The organism is Sulfitobacter albidus, assembly GCF_018200035.1.
Classification (GTDB): Bacteria; Pseudomonadota; Alphaproteobacteria; order Rhodobacterales; family Rhodobacteraceae; genus Sulfitobacter; species Sulfitobacter albidus.
This window is the reverse complement of record NZ_CP073581.1, coordinates 536819-557367: the sequence shown is the minus strand read 5'-3', so window position 1 is coordinate 557367 and position 20549 is coordinate 536819. Positions and strand designations below refer to the sequence as shown.

The following is a 20549-nucleotide window of genomic DNA, read 5'->3' as shown; positions in this document are numbered from 1 at the left end:
AGAGCAGCACCCTTTATTCGGAACAGATCGTTACAGTGTCTTCACCAACGCCATCAGGTCCGAATAGTTGGTGACCACATCATATTTCACCTGATCTTCGTTGATCCGCCTTCCAATTTCGTCAAAGAATTTCCGCGCGCACTTGATCTTGGTTTGCTCAAGCTCCCGCATCTTCATCGACGGTTGATCCGATTTCGTTTCAGCCACGAAATAGAGGTGCTTGATACCGCCCTCTTTGAACGCGATGGCCCAGTCCGGGTTGTAGTCACCGACCGGGGTCGGGATCAAAAAGCCGCGCGGCAATTTCGAATACACGATTACCTCGCTGCTCGTATCCAGGTCTCTGACGAATTCACGCTCAACCTTGGAATCTACGATGGCATAATCGTAAACATGGTTTTTCAGCTTTTCGGTCGCCTTCTTGAAGTCGTTGCCGACCTCACCAGCCGTGAACAGCTCTGAATCGAACCGTTCTTCCAGCGCGTCATAGGTCAATTTCTCGATGATCGCCGTGGCCTTCTGCTCTTGGATCATATGCGAGGCATCTGCGATGAACTGTTCGGGGTTCTTCGCAAACTCACAAAATTTCGCCGCCTGTATTCCACCAAGAATTTCCCCTACCGTCTTTCGGGTCAGGTCAGTGTTCTCAGATATGGCGCCAATCAGGTCATAAGAAACCCGTGACCGTGCGCTGGTCCCGCTTTCCGTCCGCAACTTGCCTTGGACGAAGGCGTCGCTTGCCCGCAGGCTTTCGTCGGTCACCTCGTCCGCTAACGTGCCCTCTGTGACCAAATACTGAAGTGGCGCCACCTGCAGGTCCCGTTCGAGCCGATCAACACAGCTCTTGACCAACGCCGCGCTGTCGAATTCGACTTGATAGACCGCCTTGCGATTGATCCGACGCCACAGCTCCTGAAATTCCTTACGGTCAAAGTTGCTGTTCAGTTTGTTCTTCTTAGGCGTTCGACCATCGCTCAGCATGTCGTTGAGGGCGGCACTGTTGAACACCGCGTCAATCAACGCGAAAGCTGCGTCACGATGGGCTTCAAAACCCTCCGGCAGATCAACAAGCTCTCCTGACTTGCGAGCCTCATGATAACTTTCGGTAATATAGCCGTCGTCATCAACATAGTCGTTCTTGATCAGGAACCGTTCCAGCTTCCTGGCCAGCGGCTTGTCCAACATGAGCTCCAGATCACCGGTCTTAAGCGTCTTACCTTCAAAATAATCCGCATCCGCAAGCTGGGGTCGCGCGGAGAGATTTTCGGCAATTTCTTTTTGCAATCCTGTGACGAAGCCCTTGTAGCTCTCGGATGCCACCACTGTCAGCACGTTGATATCATGGACCGTAGCGGGGTGATCCATCCGCTCGCCGTTGCTGTTGACCGAAATTCGCAGGCCACGACCAACCTCTTGCCGGCGCGAAATTACATTCTGGCTCTCGTTGTGCTTGAGCATGCACATGACAAAGACGTTCGGATTGTCCCAGCCTTCACGCAGGGCCGAATGGGAAAAAATGAACCGTGTGGGTTCCGCAAAAGACAGCAGCCGCTCTTTGTCCTTAAGGATCAGGTCATAGTCACTGGGTTCGGTGGATTGACCAGCCAGCTCGCCACGTGCGGCGGCTTTCGGGTCGGTCATCCGGCCTTTCTTATCGACCGAGAAATATCCGCGGTGGGTCTTGGCAACATCGATACCTTCCAAATGGGTCCGATATTCGACATTTTCCAACGGCAACTCGCTGAGCAAATCCGCTACCGCCTGCACGTATTCCTCTTCGAACACACGGGCATATTCACCCTTTTCATCATCCTGAGTGTAATCGCGATACTTCACGACCTCATCGATAAAGAAGAGCGACAGGACCTTAACCCCGCGCGCAAACAGGATCTGTTCGCGCTCCAAATGTGCCGTGATCGTTTCGCGTATCTGGATCCGACGGATATCGCGTTCTGTAACGTCCCCAGAGGCCTCACCCGCCCGCAACACATCGCCATTGGTGAAATGAACCGTATCGTCCCGTGCGTCGATATTACTGACAACGAACCCGCGGTAAGCCTCAAGCCCTTTGGACAAGTCGAACAGGTTGCGGCCCTTTTCAAGCTTTCGTGCGACCCGTTTGATCCCTGTCTGGGTCTTGGTTTCCACATCGACAAACGCCACCGGATCGCTGCTGGTCGTCTCGACACGGTGCAGGAACAGGTAGGGGTTGGTCCCACTCAGGCCCTTGGTCTCTACCCCATGAACTTTGATCTTCTTGACCAGCTTTTGGTTGAACGCATCAACAGCGTCCAAACGATGCACTTTGTTGTGGACCGTGCGGTGGGTCGCAGAATAACGGAGAATGAACAGCGGGTTGAATTTCGGCAGTGCCTTCTGAGTAGCCGGGCCTTCCATCTTTTGTGGTTCATCCAAAATCAGAATTGGACGGTTCTTCGCAATCACATCGATGGGCTTGCGCGACTGAAAATCGTCCAGCTCGTCATAGATCCGCCTATTGTCGGCGCCAGAGGCGTTAAACGCCTGCACGTTAATCACCATCACGTTGATGCCGGAATCCGACGAAAAGCTCTCCAACTCGTGCAATCGCTTCGAGTTATAGACAAACGCCCGCACCTTCTTCCCGTATTCCTGCTGAAAGTGCTCGGCGGTCATGTCGATCGACTTTGCCACACCTTCACGGATAGCCACGCTGGGCACCATGATGATGAATTTCGTCCAGCCGTAACGCTTGTGCAACTCGAACATGGTCTTGATGTAGACATAAGTTTTACCCGTGCCGGTCTCCATCTCAACATCCAGATTGACCCTCGCACCGGGTTTGTAGCTGGCAGGTTTCTTTTTGCCTTTTTCATCGGCGAAATAAGTCAGGCTGTCCGATAGCGGCAGCATCGCAAGACGTTGAACCTTGGTGATGTTATCCAACAATCCGTCTTCAGTCAGCTTGATAGCCCCGTTCCCAAAGCCTTCGACCTCCATTTGGGATTGAACCGCAGCCCCCGGATCGACTGTGTATTTCAACGGATCCTGAAGAGGTTGGCCTGCAAAGCAGTCAACAACCGCATCCACGGCCTGCGTCTGATAGAGCTGCGACTTAAACTTGATCTTCATGGCAGTCTCTTTCGTAAATCTGGCGTTTCTTTCGTAACTTCTTTCGTAGAGCGTTCCCGTTTCATTCGCATAGCCTCCACGATGGCATGGCCTTGGAACCAGCGTTGAAAATCATACTCTTTCGACGTAAGCTACCGAGAATATTACCTATTTTGTTTTTCTTCTGCGTTTCATCCAACGCATCGCTGAGCTTATCCCAGAGCAGATCATCAACATCCTTTCGTGAGGCGGCGCCGAACTCTCGTAGATACTGCACGATCCGATCCGCATAGTGTTGCTCTTCGAACGCACGGTGCTTGATATAATCCACTTTCTTGGACGAAGCCGCCGCAACCGCCGCCGACACACGGAACCGTGGTTTGCGCCCTTCCACCAACCCCTTACGCTTCAGCGCCTGTATCGCGCCATCCGGCACCTCCAGCCCCTTTTGCACCCGGTCCAGCGCCAGCACATCAACCAGTTGCAAACCACCGTTCTCCATCAACACGCGGGTATAGGCGGGATCGACTACGCCGCCATAGAGCGTCATCTCGACCGCATCATCGGACACATCGTAATCAGGCATCGGCAGGTAGCGCCGGCGCTGCGTTTCATACATCTGCTGAATGCCGTATCCCATCTGGTCGATCATGTTCAGCTCGACCATCGCCTGCACCAGATAGGGGTTGCGATAGCCGCGGGGTGACTTGTCACCGCGCACATAATCCTCTGGGGAACCTTCAAAAAACCGGCCCGCGTTCTCGAACGCCAGCCGATCCGGCTTTTCGGTGACGATCACCCGTTGGTTCAGGCGATAATCCTGATGGGCAATGCAGTTATGCAGAGCTTCCAGCACGACCTTCTGGTCGTATTTCGATACCTCATGGGGCAACAGTTCATCATCCGGCAGCAGACGCAACTGGATGTTCCGGATGCGTTGATACAGCTGCGAGGTGGCCAGCAGGAACGGCGGGCCGAAATGCTCATAGGCATTTTCCTGACCGACCAGCTTCCATGTGATCTGGGCGGGGTTGGGCGTCAGCAGATGGGCGCTTTCCGCCCGTCCCAGCAACAGCAGTGCCGTGCGCGTGACCTGACCGCGCTGCGTGACCTTGGCGCGGTCCAGCAGGGTGGCGACGGACCAGTCGCGCACTTCGTCGGGGGAGATGCGGTTCTGGTGCTTCAGGGCAAAATCACTGCGCGCGCGCTCGATGGCGGCGGGGTCCAGATCGTCCAGCGTGGCCCCTTCAACCAGTTGCGCGCTCCAATCCGTTGTGATCGTCTGGGCGCGGATTTCGTCCTGCTTGGCAAGGCTGAGCGGGGCGAGGCTTTCGCCCGACCGCGCATAGTAATGTCCCTGCCATGCAATCGGGATACCGCGCGGGGCGGGCGGGATTTCCATCATCACCACGCGCTGGCCGTCTACATCCACCTCGTGAAGCTGCCGGAATGTTGTCGTGGGATCGGCGCCTTGGGCAATCTGGTGCTTGAGGCTGTGCAACCGCTCGCTGTCCTGCCGATAGGGCGTGCCGGTGACCTGACGGGTCTTGTTGCTGACGCCAAACACCAGCCACCCGGCCTCTGCATCGCGCAGGTTTGTCTCATTCGCCAGCGCCGAGAAGTAGCGGCCGATCTTGTCGGTATCAAAGTCGTTCGACACCTCCTTGAACTCGACCACCTCGTTTTCCCAGGTGGCGATCAGGTCGGTCAGTTTCTGGCGCAGCGCATCGGGCGTCATCAGATGGCTTTGACGTCTGTGTCGGGGGACAGGGATTTGAAAATCTGTTTCACGTTGATCTTGGTCGCGTCGTCCTTGAAGCCTGTATCCTTGAACACCACGCGCAGGGGCGCGCGGGTGGCGAGGTCTTTGACCAGCACCTCGTCCACGCCATCATCAAAGCAGGCGGCAAGGGCGGTGCCCGCGACAAAGAACACGGTTTTCCCGTGCAGCACCTCGCGGGTGATGGGCAGGGTCAGGTCCACGCCCCAGTCCAGCAAAACCTGAAACAGCAGATCTTCGGGGGAGCGGTCGGGCTTGATGTTGTCCACGCGGGTCAGCAGGTCGGCCTGCGTTGTGGCATCGGGGGTGTAATAGACGTCGGCAATGTTCGAGCTGTCGATTTTCAGCACGCGAAAGCCCACGTCCTTGTTCCAGTCTGGGTGGGTGTCCCCCTCGAGGATCTTTGCGCCTGCGCGGCGGATGCGTTCTTTGGACACCTCAGACAAAACTGGCGGGCGATTATTCTTCTTCATCAGCTTTATTGCAGCTTGGACTGTTTTCTTGGCTGTGCCGGTCGTGTTCTTTTCGGCATCCACAAGGCTTTCTGGAAGCTGGACCATAATAAACTGGTGATTGCTGCCATAGATGGCATTCGCCCGCATGGTCGCTTCTGCTGTGCTGGCGGAACCAGCAAAGAAGTCTATGATGATACCATCGCGATCTTTTGGCGAAACATATTCAATCAGCTTCGCCAACTCTTCATGATCCTTCGGATTGGTAAAGACTTTGCCTCCCATCAAGTTTCTCAAGTATTTTACAGAGACCTGCGATTGCTTGTAAAAATAGGACCCACGAACCTGTGTGGCGAACTCTGCGTCTGCGCCATCCTCTTCTGTATCGCCTCCCTCATCAGCAACCTGATCTGACTGCTCATCATCAGCCTCTCCCGGTGCTGGCCGGATGTGTGCTTTCCGAAATGGCGGTTCAGTATGATCATCACGAAACTCAACCAAACCAAGTTTGATTTGCCGTTGCATTTCATCTGGCGAAGCATAGCGCCAACCTGCCTCCGGGACAGCACATGGCTGTTTTGTGATGGGGTGTATGACATCATAAGTCGGGCCGTCACCGCCGGGCCACGAAATATCCCGATCCCTCCAAGGACCATTTTTATCCACCCGTTTATACCGCGCCCATTTCTTGGCGGGGTGACCTTTGGGCAAATCAGAATACCACTGAGACAATTCTCGCTCGATCTCTTTGAAGTCATCGCCGTGGATTTGTTTCAGCCTGATGAACTCATCCCATATTTCTCGCGCACCCGGTTTTTCCTCACGCCAAGACTCATGCCGCTCCCGCAGCTTCGATACGTTCTTTCCAAATACAAGCATGTATTCATGCCCAACCGAAAAGAACTTGGCGTCATTCTTCCTGCCTTTCTCCCATGTAAGCTGAGCAATGAAATTTCGTTCACCAAAGACCTCATCCATGAGCTTGCGCAAGGCAGATTGTTCATAATCGTCAATGCTGACGAGTATAATCCCCTCATCCATTAGCAGCCGTTTCGCAACGGTAAGACGAGAATACATCATCGACATCCAGTCGGAATGATAGCGGCCTCTGGATTCGGGATTTGAAACTAATTGGCCGCCATCTAAATCACGGACACCCGCTTCAATTTCATAGTCTTCTTTTGCTTTGGCAAAGTTATCTTTGTAGATGAAATCCTTCCCCGTATTATACGGCGGGTCGATGTAGATCATCTTTACCTTGCTCAGATAGGTCTCTTGCAGCAGCTTGAGCGCCTCAAGGTTGTCGCCCTCGATAAACAGGTTCTGCGTGGTGTCGAAATCCACGCTCTCCTCGCGAACGGGGCGCAAGGTTTTGGCAATCGGCGCATTAGCTGTGATCAGCGCCTGCCGCTTGCCCGGCCAGTCCAGATGATAGCGCTCCTGTGGCCCCTCCACGATTGCATCCGACAGTTCCTGCCGCAGCTGGTCAAAATCCACCTTGAGCGTCGGCGCGCCATCCTCCCCCGCCGCCTCGGTCACGCAACCGGGGAACAGCGCGCGGATCTTGGCGATGTTGTCTTGGGTCAGGTCGGGGCTGTGCATTTTCAGCTTGTCAATCTCGTCTGTCATGGTGTCCCCTTATCGCCCCTGTCCGGCGTCTTCATGTGCTCAAATTCCGCCTGCGCCTCGGCCAGTTGGCCATGCAGCGTCACTTTGATATTGAACTGGTTTTCGCGTTTCAGCTTGGATTGAAGCTGCGCTATCTCGCGCTCTTTTGCCTTGATTTGCGCCGCACGCGCAAGGCGGGTTTCCGTATCCTCGCCCGCGCGCGCCTCAACCGGACTGAGGGCGGCCAGCATCCGGTCATAAAGCACCCCCAGCGACACTGCCACGGGCAGCGCGCCGCGCGGTGCATCACGGTCCACCCACGCCCCGCGCAGATGGTCCGACACCACCCATTTACCGGATGCCGCGTCCGAGGGCCGCTTGAACGCCGCCGCCGCCTGTATCCGCGCGTCTGTGACCAACTCGAACAGCACAGGAAACGGAATGGCGCGGTCAATGGCGCGCAGGATGTCATCGTGCAGCGCGTCCCCCTTGAGCGTGAGACGGAACACCTGAATTTCCGGCACAGCGGCGGTAGCGGGCAGGTTCAGCGTCTCGGGTGCAAGCTTGTGCGCCCAGACGATCTGATCCACCTCGCGCACGAACCGCTCCCGCAGCGCGGTGCTGGCCTTGGCCCCGTCATAGATGCGCGTCTTTGGGATCACCCGTTTCAACGCGGTCTGGGGCGGATATTGATAGAGCGCCGTCATTCCGCACGGACCACGATAAAGGCAATCAGCTCAAAATCCTCAAGCCCCGCGATGGTCTGAGTCAGGGCAGTTGTGTGCCCGCCCGAGAACAGGCTGTCGATATCACGCTCCTCCTTCACCTCGATCATGGATTTGATCGCGCTGTTAAGCAGGTCTGAATAGGTCTCCATCTTGCGCCCGTCTTTCGTCTCGGCGTTGAAAGCGGTGCAAAGATCGCGAAATGGAATGGTGTGGCCCTTGCACCCCGTGCGGATCAGATCGAGCAGGCGTTTGACCTGCATCTGGTCGGCGACAATCTCGCCATCCTCCCCGATATAGATCAGGTAATAGGGGTGCAGACGGTTCTGCTGGTTGACGTTCACGCTATCGTGGATATTGCGCAGCGCAAAGATCACCCCGGGGACAAGCCCGCGCTCGGGGTCCGCCGGAACCACAGTGTGCAGGCCATTGGACATGCGCGGCAGGTCGTCATGCGTCTTGAGGTAGTTCAGCAGGTCCATGCGGAAGTCGTTGAGCCCCAGGTCGGTGATGGAAATGCCGGTCTTGACGTCCTCCAACTCGATCACCTCGTCCTGAAGGCGTTGAAGCTGGTCTTTGCGGTAGGCAACGTCCGAGCTTTTGGAGGTCAGAACGTTGTCCTCCCCCGTCCCGGCCATGTCGACGATGTGCATCCGGTTCTCAACCCGCTCCTTGAGGTTGATGTATTCGTCGAGGCTGATGTCTGGCCAATAGTTGGACAGCTGGATCTGGGTGTTGGGCGACCCGATCCTGTCAATCCGCCCGAAGCGCTGGACGATCCGCACCGGGTTCCAATGGATGTCATAGTTGATCAGGTAGTCGCAATCCTGAAGGTTCTGCCCTTCCGAAATGCAATCCGTGCCGATGAGGATGTCCAGCTCTGCCGGATCGTCCGGCATGATCTTGTCCTTCTCCTTGGCCCGAGGGGCAAAGAGCGTGAGGACGGACTGGAAGTCATATGTTTTCTTGAGGGTCGTCTTGGGGCCACCAGACCCGGTAACAATGCCGGTATGGATGTTCTGCGCCTTGGCAAAATGCGGGGCGAGCTGCGCGAAGAGGTAGTTGGCTGTATCAGCGTAAGCCGTGAAGACGACAACCTTGCGGTTCCCGTCGTTCAGGGGGTTGGCCATCTTGCCCTCAATCTCGGCGATCAGGTGCTGGAGCTTGGCGTCATCCGCGGGCTTCACCCGTTCCATTTCTGTGATCAAGCCGTCGATGATGACCTTGTCGGCCGCCAGTTCCTGCTTCCAAGCCTTGATGTCCATGTCAGCCAGATCAATCTTGATCTTCTTGCCGACAGAGAAATCGCCGAAATCATCGTCTTCATCGGTAACGGCCTCAAGATCGAGATCCTCGATCACGCCACCCCCACCATAGGCCTCAAAGCGGTCAATCGCCTCAAGCGTGCTGGCGATGTTGCCGGACAGGGCACCGAGCGTCTTGCGGAAGGCATGCACCGAGCTTTCAAGCCGCTTGAGCAGATTGGTGGTCATCAGGGCCTGAAGGCTCTTCTCACGGTCGGCCTGTTTCAGCGTGCCTTTGCCGCCCTCGGTCTTAGTATCGTAGAGGTCTTCGTATTTCTTCAATCTGCTGGGTTGAATATAATTGACCGGCGCATAGACCGCCAATTTGAGGATGCTCAGCTGGGCGAAAATATCATTGAACCCGATCACATCTGTCCGGTGCGTGATGGGCAAGTGATGCGACAAGGGCTTCAGCCGCGTCGGAAATGTTCCGATATCGGCGGTGTCGTAGAACGTCTCGATATGCTTGCGCGACCGCGCGATAGTCACGGCGTCCAGTAACTCGAAAAAGTCGAAATCCAGCGTGCGCAAAATGGAGGCCGGGGTCCGCTGATCCGACGGCAGATCCGACCAGACGTTGAAGGCTGCCTGAGCACGTCTGAAAATTTCCTCAACACTTGTCTTCGTCTTGAGGTTCTTACTCAAGGCATCCGATTGGCCTTCATAGGCAAGGGCGAGCTGGTTGCGCAGATCGGTGAACCGGTTGTTGACGGGTGTGGCCGACAGCATCAGAACCTTGGTTTTCACGCCGGCCTTGATGACCTTTTCCATGAGCCGCTGATATCGCGTCTCACGATCTTTAAAGACATCGTTGTTCCGGAAGTTGTGGGACTCGTCGATAACGACCAGATCATAGTTACCCCAGTTGATCCGGTCGAGCCGCATCCCAAAGGATTCACCCGATGTTCGGGACAGATCGGTGTGGCAGAGCACATCGTAACGGAAACGATCCTTTGCGAATATGTTGGTGGTCAGGTTCGCATTGTAGTTGCGCCAGTTGTCCGCCAACTTCTTCGGGCATAGGACCAGCACGTCCTTGTTGCGCAGCTCGTAGTATTTTACCACGGCGAGGGCTGTGAATGTTTTCCCGAGGCCCACACTGTCCGCCAGAATACAGCCGTTGTAGGTCTCGAGCTTGTTGATGATCCCAACGGCCGCGTCCCGCTGGTAATTGAAGAGCTTCTTCCAGACTAGGCTTTCAAGATATCCGGTCCGATCCTTCGGTAGGACGTCCTCGTCGATCTCGCTCAGGAAATCGCTGAACAGGTTGAAGAGGATCATGAAGTAGACCCGCTCTGCCGGATTTTCCTGGTAGACCGTTTCGATGTGTTCAAGCACTTCGGCGGTGACGTCTTTCAGCTTTTCGTCGTCATTCCAAATCTGGTCGAACAGTGTCAGATAGGTCTGGGCGAACTGCGGCTCGTCCATGACATGGGCATGGTTCGAGATGGCATCGCCTTGCTGATATCCGAGGTCCACAGCCGTGAAGCCCGACAGCGGCATGTAAGCCGTCCCTATCTCACGGCCCTCAACATGGGCGAACTGCTGCATCGTTGACGAGGTTGCATTTGACCGAAACCGCGCCTTCCGGCGGATCCAGTCTGCACAATCCCGAGCAACCGCCCGCTGGTTCATTTTGTTGCGAAGCTGGATTTCGAACTCGCTTCCCGACAGCGTTTCGACGGCCCCGCCCTTGGGGATGAAGAATTCACGCTTTTCCTTTTTGATCCGGTCGATGGCCTGACTGGGTAGGAATGTCGGGGACGTGAAGATGAACTCGAACTCGTCCAGCTTCTCAAGCTCGGACTTCAGCGCCTCAAAGGCGTAGATCGAGAAGCATCCTGCCGCCACGCGAAACTTCGCCGCGCCGCCAAGCTCTTGCTTGAGGTCATCACCCAGTAAGGATGTCGTATTGTCGATGATCCGCAAGGCCGAACTCCGCAAAAATTCCTGTCAGATCACACCCTACCGCCAACGTTGTAATCCGCAACGGCTACATGGAAATTTGATAAATTCGACAAAGACGGTTCTCGAGAAATCGCCAAAATCGAAGGTCTTCATGTCGGAAATTTTGGAAAACCCTGAAGTTGCCATGCAAGAGTTTCCGTCCGAGAATGGATTTCAATTCGCGTTCAATCTTCCAAAAATTTGGCGTTATTTCTAAATGAAGCGCGGTATCACTACTCTTCCAATAGTTCGTGAACCTCAGCTTTTCTCGGGCAAAGCTGGCCTCAGGCAATTTTATCACCCCCGCAAACGGTCACTCCGAATAACAGAGTAATGCGAAATCGGGGCCCCTCCTTAGGTGCTATGAATGAAAGGCATGTTTATTGAAATCGGCGAACGTTCACTGCTTATCCAGATGTCATCGGATTGTTTTGTTCATCTTCAAGCATTCAATGACCTTCACGCACCCAACCCGAGCCATAACGAACGTTATCCACATAAACGTGCGCCAAATCGCTATATTCAAGCGTTTAGGATGATGACAGGCTGCTCGTTCTACTTATCTCCAATCCATCGAAGCGAACTGGCGGTGCATAGAAGGACGGTATAACGACGGTTCAGGGGCAACAACTCTCGCCGTTCAGGACCATCCTAAGCGTCAAATGTTCATCAAAAAACCAGATGGAGAAGATACATGGAAAAGCGAACGGAAGACGTAAAATTCAAGGTGACGGCCTCTGAGAAAGAGATCATCGAACGTAAAGCTGAAAAAGCACGCTACAATACGCGCGCGGCGTATCTGCGCGACAGTGCCCTCCTCGGCGCACCCGTCCATCTGACGGACATCGCGCTTAGCATTGGCCAGCTCTCACTTCTTTGCAATGAGCTCCTGTGCGAGGCGGATGAAAGTGATCCCTGCAATCGGCCACTGTCGGGCTCCGAAGCCAAAAAGGCCGTCAAAAAGATCATGCTGACATGCGATGCGGTGCGCCATGAACTGCAGGAGATCACGTCATGCGCCCGCATCTGACCTGGCACGGCGATCCTGACAAGGTAAACCGTTACATCAACAAGCCCGACGCTGAGCCGATCGGTGGCACAATTCCAAATTTTGGAAATCGCGATCTGTTTCAGCGGTTCCGAGGAATGATCCTCGGTGATCCTCGTCCTGAACCTATCCTACATATGACCCTGTCTCTGCCGAAAGGCGCGAAAGCCACAAAGATGGTCTGGGTGAAACTCATCGCCGCCGCGTTAAAGGTCTTGGGCCTTGATCCGGAGATGACGCCCTGGTTCTCCAAGCGGCATCAGGACACCGATTGTGATCATGTTCATACGGCCATCACCTTACGGGATTTCGCCGGTCGCCCCTTGTCGGTGTCCGGATCGGCCGCCAAGGCTGAGAAAACTCATCGGCACCTTTGCGCAATGCTAGGTTTGCCGACCCCAGTTTACTTCGACCCGGAAGGAGCAGCTCGTCTTAATCCGGTGACGCCCAAGAGAAGACTTGCCGAGGCTCATCTCAAAGCGCTTCATACAGATCTGCGAGAAGTGTTCAGCAAACGGCAACCCGAGACATTGTCCGATTTGAATGCAGGTCTTTTCAAGTGCGCGGCCGGCTATCAGGTCAAAATGACGTCGAACGTTCATGGGGTCTCGGCCTTCCAATTTGACAATGGAGAAGCATCAGTTTTCGGCGGTGAACTCGGCAAAGCCTGGGAACCCCGTCATCTCAATAATCTTCTACGACTTACCGGAAAGCTCCGTCGCGTCCGCGACGCCCTCGATCTGAATCAGCTGGTCCAGATTTTCAATACGCCATACATGGAGACTATCGTTGCCAACATCATCAACAGACCAGAGCCTGATCGAACCACTGTCCGACTTGCAGATCATCCGCAACCAGATCGAAACGATGGACAGCCATGTCCTCGACCTGCACGCCCTGCTGGACTTACTGGATCGGCCGGACGATCAGAAAGAGTCCCTTGGCGAGATGCTTCGAAAGCTGTTGCAGAATCTGACCGATCGACAGGCCCAGTATCAAGTCGAACTCACACTCTTGGCGGAGCAGATGAACAGGGTGGACGAACAAAACAAGAGAGCTTTTCAAACCATTCAGGAAAGCCAACGGCAGCAGGCGTTCAAAATGGACCGGTTGCTGAAGACCTTGAAGATCCCTCTCGCATAACATTTGGATCCCTACTGGCCAAGGTCTGTGCCATCGCCGCGAAACGCCTGCCGGGTTGGAGATTGAGCCCGGTTAAGGGACACACACAAATCGCTGTCAAGTTCTCCGATCAAAGCGGAGTGGTCGTGTCGCCGCACAACGTGCAGATCGTGCGAGATGGTGCGGAAGCCTTCGCTTTTCGTGAAGACTTTGAACCAAGCATCAAACCTCACGAACTCGACGAAGCAAAGGTTGTGGATCGCGACAACGACTTTGATTTCTAGGGGGGCTCAGGTCTGCTCTCTGGTAAGCAGATCGAAGATCGCCAGTGCTTTCCCCTGCTTCAGGTTTCTCGCGATGGTGATGGACTTCGCGCCATACTTTATTCGCACTCGGTGTCTGCGCTTTGCCGCGGCGTTGCTGATTGCCTGGCTTGCGTGGACCATGCCGCTGGCCGCCAAGTTGGCACTTATCGACATCGCCGCGACGGATGCGCCGACCACGCCAGTGCCGCCAACAAATATCCCTGGTTGTTCGGTGTAGGACACACCATCGTCCATCGGGTTATCGATGGAGATTTCGGATATCCGTTCGGCCTCGTATTCGACGCCGTTTTTGACGAGGCCTTCTGCCGTCAAGGTGAATGCTTGAGGCTGATACATCGAGTAGATCAGCCAGCTCAGAGCAGCACCGACAACGAGAGCGACCATCCAGAACGCGGTCAGCAATGCTGCAAGCAGGCCAAGATATGCAAAAGGAAGAATGACAAACCCAATCCATGGCAATCCGTTACCAGTGAACGAAATGATCTTGTTTCCGCCCTCTTCAGTAACCGTAAATCCCTGATCGAATTTCGCTTTGACGGCCATGAAAACGCTCCTCTTTAAGATGTGGATTTTTATTTCGTATTTTTTGCTTCCGATCAATTTTGATCAGAACACTCGATCCGACTTGATGAACTCCAACAAAGCCCGTGGTTTTGGTTGACCTACTCCCGCTGACATTCAAAAGTGTCACCACTCTTGGGCGAGTGCCATGTCAGGCTTTCTGGTCGCACATCAAAAACTGCGAACCGGTAATCGTCGGCGAGTGTAATCCCGAACCCGTCTTCCGCGATTTGCTCGATATTGGCGACGGGGACCAGCTTCCCGGACACATTGTATTCCGTTGCGCTCAATGTGAACCGCATGATCTCACAGTCCCAGGCCCCCAAGGGAGACAAGGAGCTGCTTTCTTCGGAAGCCCGAGCGCAAATCCGTGCAGTATCATTGATCCAACACGCGCCTTCACGCCGAAGATTTCCAAGCGGTGTATGCGCATGACCCGCGCCAGCGATCTCATTCCAAAAAGCCTCGCCGATCCCCGCTCCGCGAACATAGAGATATGCGAAATACTTTTGATCCAGGCTGGTAATCTGAAAACTCCCCTCGCCGTCCGACAACGAACGAATATCGCAGGGGCCATTGATGTAAGTTTGCCCCACTACCGTCAATTCACATGTGGTGGACTGTGAGCTTGCGGTTGTGGCCCCGAAAACACCAAAGGTGATCGCCGCGCAAAAGAAACCGAAATATTTTTTCATGGCAAAGCCTCATATAGAAATTCGCAAAACAGTTCTGTTCGTTATTTCATGAGGTTGGCGAACAAAAAATACCACCAAACAGAGGTATCGTGTTTGCGTCAGCTCAAGCGCCGTGCGAAACTACAGCCAGAGCACGGCCAAATCCGTGCTTCGGGGCGTCGAAACTCCAACGAGCACAAGCCGGTCAGATCTTTCTGGCCGGGCGGCTGTCACGTATGTCCAAGGCTCTGCCCAAAGGTGGCAGCGCTTTGTGCGTGCGCAGAGTTTCGAACGCCCGGCTATTCTGCCGGGCCGCCTCTCAACTACTCGGAGGCGCAACTATGTTTTACAACTTCAAAATTGCTGGTGAAAAAGCGCCTATAGGCCTCGAACAAAGCCCGCAGTTTCCAGCCGACCCAACCATAAGTGGCAAGCCGTCATCCGGTGCTGCCGCATGCATCGTGGTTCACTCGTCGGGAACAGGAAATGGCAACGTATCTCGTCTGCAAAGCCGCCAGTCTGCAGAAGCTGACGATACAACAGACCCGTCCACGCTGTATCTCGCCCCGCGGGAACTTGACGTTCTCAGGTGGGCGGCTCGAGGCAAAACCACCTGGGAAACCGCACAACTTCTGAATTTATCTGAGGCGACAGTCGCTTTCTACGCGCGGCGGGCCTGTGCCCGTTTAAACGTGAAATCGAAAATTCACGCGGTTGCGGTCTGCATCAGTGCAGGGCTTTTCAGGATCTAACATCCTGTCAGCTCTCACGGATCAAGATTCGCCCTCTTTCCAGTCATCCAGAAAATCAGCGAGGATACGCCGCATCGCCTCCGGTCTTGTGGGGATGTCATTGAGCGTTCTGCGATACGCATCAATATCGTCGATCATCTCCGGTTCCATGCGGATCATGACAGGTTTCGTATCGGTTTTCGGGCGGCCGATTCTCTTTGTCTGCTCAGGCATGTCGAATCATCCTCAAATATGCTTGACTATATGATTACAACATTACATAATAAGCGGACCAAGGCAAGAGCGGTAACTCTCGCCAAGGTCCTGATCATCGTCATTCCGTAGGAGAAATCTGATGACTAAATATGTTCCTATCATGCCCGATCTGGGCCATGAACCCCCGAAAAATACCCGCATCTCTTTGGCATTTTGTGATGTTCTAAAAGCGCTCAAGGCTTTCACCATCGCAGAGCGTGATCTGGAAGATATCGCGCACAGTCAGGATCCAGCTTACTCCATGTGGGCAGCGGACACAGAGAGAGCATTTGAACATCTCGCCGACGCCCTCGGTAAGGTCCATTGCCTGCCACTTGAGATCTGTGAAGATATCCCCCTCAAACGGATGACTCTTCTCATCGACACGATGATCGGCCACGAAGAACCGGGCGGTGCGCGAGCGTTGCAATTTGAGATGCAGCTTATGTTCTTCACGAAGCTCCAAGCCGCTGGGCTGTCGCCCACAGCGATCCATCGGAACGGCCTGCTGATCCATGGCCGCCATCTCGTGAACGCAATGCTCTGTCTTCCGTTGTTCGACGGGGCGCCCGTTGATGATGCCTCGTCGGGTGATTGCGCGACAGACAAACTGACGTTCGACTTCTAACGCGACCGCCCAATCGGCTTTCCTTCCCCGATGCGTGGGAAGGAAAATCCACCCTAACACGTTCTCAAATCTACAGCCGTTTACTCACGCGCCGCGTCTTCTGGCGCTAGTGTCGAGTGGCGGCACCTCTGGAGGAATCTCAATGACAAATACAATTACAATTTCCGACACAGCTTTTCCGACATTTCCGGGAAAAATCCTGCCGCATTGGATCGAAGCGGCAACGGCCAAGGGCTTCGATATCATGGACCGGATCATTGATCGGCTCCACGTTGCCTTGCGCTGTCACCAGTGCGGCGCCTTGATCAAGGCGCGCCTTTACACTGTCATGTCGGCACAGCCTTTGTGCCCCTATTGTGTGCAGACCGGATGGCTCATCACCGCGCAGAATGCTGGGCTCACATACATCGACCGCTGTCCTGAAGATCGGCATTACGCGTTCTATGAAGCCCCTTGCGGACACAAGATCCGCCGTCAGCTCGAACTAGTCGAACGCGTTGCGGCAGGCCGGACCGGTATCCGCTGTAATATTTGCCATAAAGAAAGCGAGACAGACGAGGCTACTAAACAAGGCTGGACCTTGCTCGGCCCTGATCCGGAAGGTAATCCCAACTATCGTCACTACCAGCACACAGACTGTGGCCATTCCCAACGTATCGCTAGGGCCAATCTCCAGACTGGACGGCTATCGTGTGGTGGATGTGGCGAACAATGGTCAGCCGCACCGAGCCATCTCTATGCCATGCGATTCACGCTCCCAAATAGCCGGAACCTCGTGAAGCTGGGATATTCCAAGAATCCCGAAAGCCGCTTGCATCACCAACTCATCTCGGACCCCGCTATGCCTTGCGCGATCCTGAGAAAGGTTGCGGTGCCGTCCGGTCAAATCGCGATCCGGAAGGAAAAAGCGCTACACCGGAAATTCCGCCGCGACTACGCCGATGCAGTCGTCGATCCGGCGATTTACAAAGGTCATATCAAGGTAAAGTCGGAAATCTACGACGATCGTCTGACTGAAACGATCCTCGCCGAACTGGATGCGATCGCCACCGACTTCACGCCGCGCGTCTCATAACCCTGACCGCCAAATCACTTCACCCTCTGGCCGCGCCGGCCGGAGGCCAACGAATGCATAATTTATATGGAGGGCTTGTTTATGCCCAAAACTACAGCACAAAAACCCGCCTGGTCGGCTTACGCTGACACCTTGATTGACCGCCTGCGCAAACGCCATGGTGTTTTTCTTTCCGACGATAATGAAGAACCGTCCGAGTTGGATATCCTTTTTCAAAAATTTGAGGGCCCGGAACCCGCCGAGCGTTTTGCGGATACGGCACAGTTGCCATCTCGCTATGTCCCCGCCCGGAAGCTGCTGTCTGCCATTCGGATTGCAGCCACGGTTGGATCGTCAGAAGTTGAACGCGATGCCTTCAATTGCGGGGCCATCACCGTAGTCAGCGGGATACCGATTGCAGATCTGGAAACCATTACCGAAACCATCAACGATATCTTCCCATCACGTTGGACCATTGTTGGACCCGATCTCACGAACGGCGCACTTTCAACGACCGCGCAATCACGTTTCAACCGCCTCGTCACAGAAAGTATGGACAAGATCGAACCGATCCTCATCCTTCATACCGACGGTATAACGCTGCCAAAGGCTTTGCAGATTACGGTGCCGAACCCGCTCATCTTGGCCCCCGTTACCCATGATGTGGTCCTCGAATTTCTTGCGTCGGGGCATCTCGCTGACCAGACCGCCGGTAGCGGAAACTTGCGTGCTGCCCTGCCGTCCGAGCCAGAACTGCAAGGTCTGACCACGGTCGAGTTATGCGCCGCCCTGCGCGCACCGATCCTGCATGACGCAATCTCGCGTCTGGGACAAATTGCACATCGCGATGCCCAAGCCGAAGGCCCGCGGCTGGAGGACATGCATGGTGACGGCGTGGCCCTTACCGCCGCACGACGTATCGTTGCTGATCTTCTCGCTTGGAAAGCGGGAAAGGCACAATGGCACGAGATCAACCATACAATGCTGCTCTATGGGGCCCCCGGAACGGGCAAAACATGGCTCGCACGCGCGATGTCGCGCAGCGCTGGTATTGCAATGGTCACAGGCAGTTTTGGGCGATGGCAGGCCGCCGGCCATCTCGGCGATATGCTGCGTGAAATGACGGCGAGCTTTGCCGAGGCGCGGCGGAAAGCACCGTGCCTTCTGGTGATCGACGAGATTGACGCAGTCGGATCGCGTGTGGATCCAGACCGTCACGCCAGCAACTACCGCACGCAAGTGATCACGACTTTTTTGACCGAACTCGACCGGATCGGTCGCGAGGAAGGTGTCGTGGTCGTTGGAACGTGTAACTATCTCGACCGGATTGATCCCGCCGTGATCCGCTCTGGCAGGATGGATGTCAAAATCGAAGTCCCTCTACCCGATGCTGACGCCATTCTTGAAATCCTTCGGCACCACCTTTCTCAGGATATCGCTGATCACCACCTGCGCACTCTGTCGCACCGTGCCGTTGGTAAGACGGCCGCCGACCTCGACGCCGCGATCAGAGCTGCACGCTCAGACGCCCGGCACGCCCGCAAACCGCTGTCGGTCAAGATGCTCGAAGCCGAGTTGAATGTCGCGCCAGAGTGTGAAAACCGCGACCGCACGTGGAGGATCGCAGTCCATGAAGCCGGACATGCTGTCGTTGCGCAGGCCCTTGGGATCGGCCACCTCGAGAGCATCATGATCACCGATAACGGCGGCAATGTTGCGTGCCGGATCTATGACAATGAAAGCAAATTGTCCGATATTGAGACCCAGATCACATTTTCGATGGCGGGCCGCGCTGCGGAACGTCTGATCCTTGGAGATATCTCCGCGGGTGCCGGCGGACCCGCACATTCCGACCTCGCGCTCGCAACCGGTGCTGCGATCTCGATAGAGACGACCTATGGTCTCGGCCTCCAAGGGCCAGTCTGGCATCAGGACCCGCACGCCGCATATATCACGACACCGGCGATCAGGGACAAGGTATTGCAACGCATTACCCGTGCAGAAACCCGTGCAGGCAGAATTCTTGAACACAACCGGCACTACGTCGAAGCTCTTGCACGCCATCTCGTTACTTACCGCGCGATCAAAGCTCCGACGATCGCACGGCTTCTCGACGGAGTATCCCCCACCTCTTCCGAACCTAGCCCAGAAGCCACCCGCGCATAAAAACACCGGCAACTGCCTAACCGCTGCGCCGCTGCGAAAGGAGAACCACCCGCCCCACCTACCACTCCATAAATACTGTAGAAGAAACCGCGGGGACGAAGGTTCCCGCCACAATCCGGCGCGTCAGCGTCGCCAAACCCGAACCGACGGTGAGATACATCAGGCCGTTCACAGAGGGCGGCCTGCAAAACGAGCTTCATACCATTTGGATGGGATCAATCAATCTATGGAAGAGGATGGCGCAAAATCCGTATTTTTGCGCATGAACGGATACCAAGCAATCATCACGACGAGCGAATTGTTACCGTTTGAACAGCGGACAGAGGTGAGTGGGTCAACTCGAACCCGCTATCCACAGGATTCGCCCTAAGTGAGCAGGATTTCCGCCCTGACATGCGTGCTTGCGGAACGATGCCCCATTATTCTTAGACACCTGCCGCATCGTGAATGGCCAGCAACAAGCACGAGATCAGGCAGGTCAAAACAAAGAACACAAAGGAACATCATCATGTCAGATACGAACACCTCCCTCCCGAAATGGCTTGCACACCGCCGCTACTGCACAATCAAGGACCTCATGCGCCTTTTCGAGGTCTCGCGTGCCACCGTTGATCGGTGGCACCGAGAAAACCCGCAGTTTCCGCGCAAGCACAAGTTCGGTAATCCGTTCAACGAAAATTACAGCACCCGCTTTATCGTGAGCGAGGTGAACGCCTATGTAGCCTTGGTAGAGGGTGACAGAGCGGAGTGGACCAGACAGTTTGATCCCGTAGACCCAGACCCGAGCATTGGTTCGAACGACGACACAAACACAGCGCCGATACCCTCCATGTAGAATGCTCTGTGCCACCAGTGTGCCACTGAGCGATGAATACGCAAAACGAGGAGGCCGAACGCCTATGACAAAACTAATGCAAGCCACTGAACTTAAATAAAGTTTTAGTGGTGCCCGGGGGCGGAATCGAACCACCGACACGAGGATTTTCAATCCACTGCTCTACCCCTGAGCTACCCGGGCACGGGTGCCGACGCGTCGGCTGGGTGTCGGCGTTCTAGGGGCCAAATCGATGGGTGTCCA

The 20549-nt window shown here is 55.0% G+C and carries 15 protein-coding genes and 1 tRNA gene; 7 read left to right on the top strand and 9 right to left on the bottom strand.

Translation table 11 applies throughout. The annotated features are described in order from the left end of the window. Nucleotides 1–30: 30 nt before the first annotated feature. From KDD17_RS02625 to KDD17_RS02605, 5 genes are all read right to left on the bottom strand, one after another. Nucleotides 31–3111 carry a type III restriction-modification system endonuclease gene (locus tag KDD17_RS02625; protein ID WP_212705160.1) on the bottom strand — a complete coding sequence of 1027 codons (3081 nt, stop codon included), beginning with the start codon at nt 3109–3111 and terminating at the stop codon, nt 31–33. Nucleotides 3112–3172: 61 nt separating this feature from the next. Further along, nucleotides 3173–4828 (bottom strand): RNA-binding domain-containing protein, encoded by a 1656-nt coding sequence (locus KDD17_RS02620; protein ID WP_212705159.1) that lies wholly within the window; start codon nt 4826–4828, stop codon nt 3173–3175. Continuing rightward, nucleotides 4828–6951 (bottom strand): site-specific DNA-methyltransferase, encoded by a 2124-nt coding sequence (locus KDD17_RS02615; protein WP_212705158.1) that lies wholly within the window; start codon nt 6949–6951, stop codon nt 4828–4830. The genes KDD17_RS02620 and KDD17_RS02615 overlap by 1 nt, the downstream gene beginning before the upstream one ends. Further along, nucleotides 6948–7637, bottom strand: a complete 690-nt coding sequence (locus tag KDD17_RS02610; protein WP_212705157.1) for a DUF4391 domain-containing protein — start codon at nt 7635–7637, stop codon at nt 6948–6950. The genes KDD17_RS02615 and KDD17_RS02610 overlap by 4 nt, the downstream gene beginning before the upstream one ends. Beyond that, entirely contained in the window at nt 7634–10888 is a 3255-nt protein-coding gene (locus tag KDD17_RS02605; protein WP_212705156.1) for a helicase-related protein, read from the bottom strand. Before KDD17_RS02605 ends, KDD17_RS02610 begins: the two co-directional genes overlap by 4 nt. A 712-nt stretch (nt 10889–11600) precedes the next feature. On the opposite strand from KDD17_RS02605, the gene KDD17_RS02600 reads away from it, so the two are divergent. Together KDD17_RS02600 and KDD17_RS02595 are read left to right on the top strand one after the other, a co-directional pair. Next, nucleotides 11601–11936, top strand: a complete 336-nt coding sequence (locus KDD17_RS02600; protein ID WP_212705155.1) for a plasmid mobilization protein — start codon at nt 11601–11603, stop codon at nt 11934–11936. After that, nucleotides 11921–13360: a relaxase/mobilization nuclease domain-containing protein gene (locus KDD17_RS02595; protein ID WP_212705154.1), complete on the top strand. Its 1440-nt coding sequence runs from the start codon at nt 11921–11923 to the stop codon at nt 13358–13360. The genes KDD17_RS02600 and KDD17_RS02595 overlap by 16 nt, the downstream gene beginning before the upstream one ends. A gap of 6 nt (nt 13361–13366) precedes the next feature. Here the strand turns inward: KDD17_RS02595 and KDD17_RS02590 are convergent, their stop codons facing one another. Further along, nucleotides 13367–13945 carry a hypothetical protein gene (locus tag KDD17_RS02590; RefSeq protein ID WP_212705153.1) on the bottom strand — a complete coding sequence of 193 codons (579 nt, stop codon included), beginning with the start codon at nt 13943–13945 and terminating at the stop codon, nt 13367–13369. A 119-nt stretch (nt 13946–14064) separates the two neighbouring features. After that, nucleotides 14065–14658 carry a hypothetical protein gene (locus tag KDD17_RS02585; RefSeq protein WP_212705152.1) on the bottom strand — a complete coding sequence of 198 codons (594 nt, stop codon included), beginning with the start codon at nt 14656–14658 and terminating at the stop codon, nt 14065–14067. A gap of 320 nt (nt 14659–14978) precedes the next feature. Here KDD17_RS02585 and KDD17_RS02580 point away from each other — a divergent pair, with 320 nt between their 5' ends. After that, nucleotides 14979–15389: a response regulator transcription factor gene (locus tag KDD17_RS02580; protein WP_212705151.1), complete on the top strand. Its 411-nt coding sequence runs from the start codon at nt 14979–14981 to the stop codon at nt 15387–15389. A 21-nt stretch (nt 15390–15410) separates the two neighbouring features. Here the strand turns inward: KDD17_RS02580 and KDD17_RS02575 are convergent, their stop codons facing one another. Beyond that, a complete protein-coding gene (locus tag KDD17_RS02575) occupies nt 15411–15602 on the bottom strand; it encodes a hypothetical protein (protein ID WP_212705150.1) in 192 nt (63 codons plus the stop codon). Nucleotides 15603–15723: 121 nt separating this feature from the next. On the opposite strand from KDD17_RS02575, the gene KDD17_RS02570 reads away from it, so the two are divergent. The 4 genes from KDD17_RS02570 (at nt 15724) to KDD17_RS02555 (ending at nt 20306) form a co-directional block, all read left to right on the top strand. Beyond that, a complete protein-coding gene (locus tag KDD17_RS02570; protein ID WP_212705149.1) occupies nt 15724–16251 on the top strand; it encodes a hypothetical protein in 528 nt (175 codons plus the stop codon). A gap of 142 nt (nt 16252–16393) precedes the next feature. Continuing rightward, nucleotides 16394–17326: a GIY-YIG nuclease family protein gene (locus KDD17_RS02565; protein WP_254796867.1), complete on the top strand. Its 933-nt coding sequence runs from the start codon at nt 16394–16396 to the stop codon at nt 17324–17326. 132 nt (nt 17327–17458) lie between these two features. After that, the gene (locus KDD17_RS02560; RefSeq protein ID WP_212705148.1) at nt 17459–19471 is read left to right on the top strand and encodes an AAA family ATPase; all 2013 of its coding nucleotides are present in this window, start codon (nt 17459–17461) and stop codon (nt 19469–19471) included. 508 nt (nt 19472–19979) lie between these two features. Further along, nucleotides 19980–20306, top strand: coding sequence for a helix-turn-helix transcriptional regulator (locus KDD17_RS02555; protein WP_212705147.1), 327 nt, complete (start codon nt 19980–19982; stop codon nt 20304–20306). A gap of 108 nt (nt 20307–20414) precedes the next feature. Here KDD17_RS02555 and KDD17_RS02550 read toward each other — a convergent pair. Further along, nucleotides 20415–20489 (bottom strand) — tRNA-Phe (locus KDD17_RS02550). Nucleotides 20490–20549 lie beyond the last annotated feature (60 nt).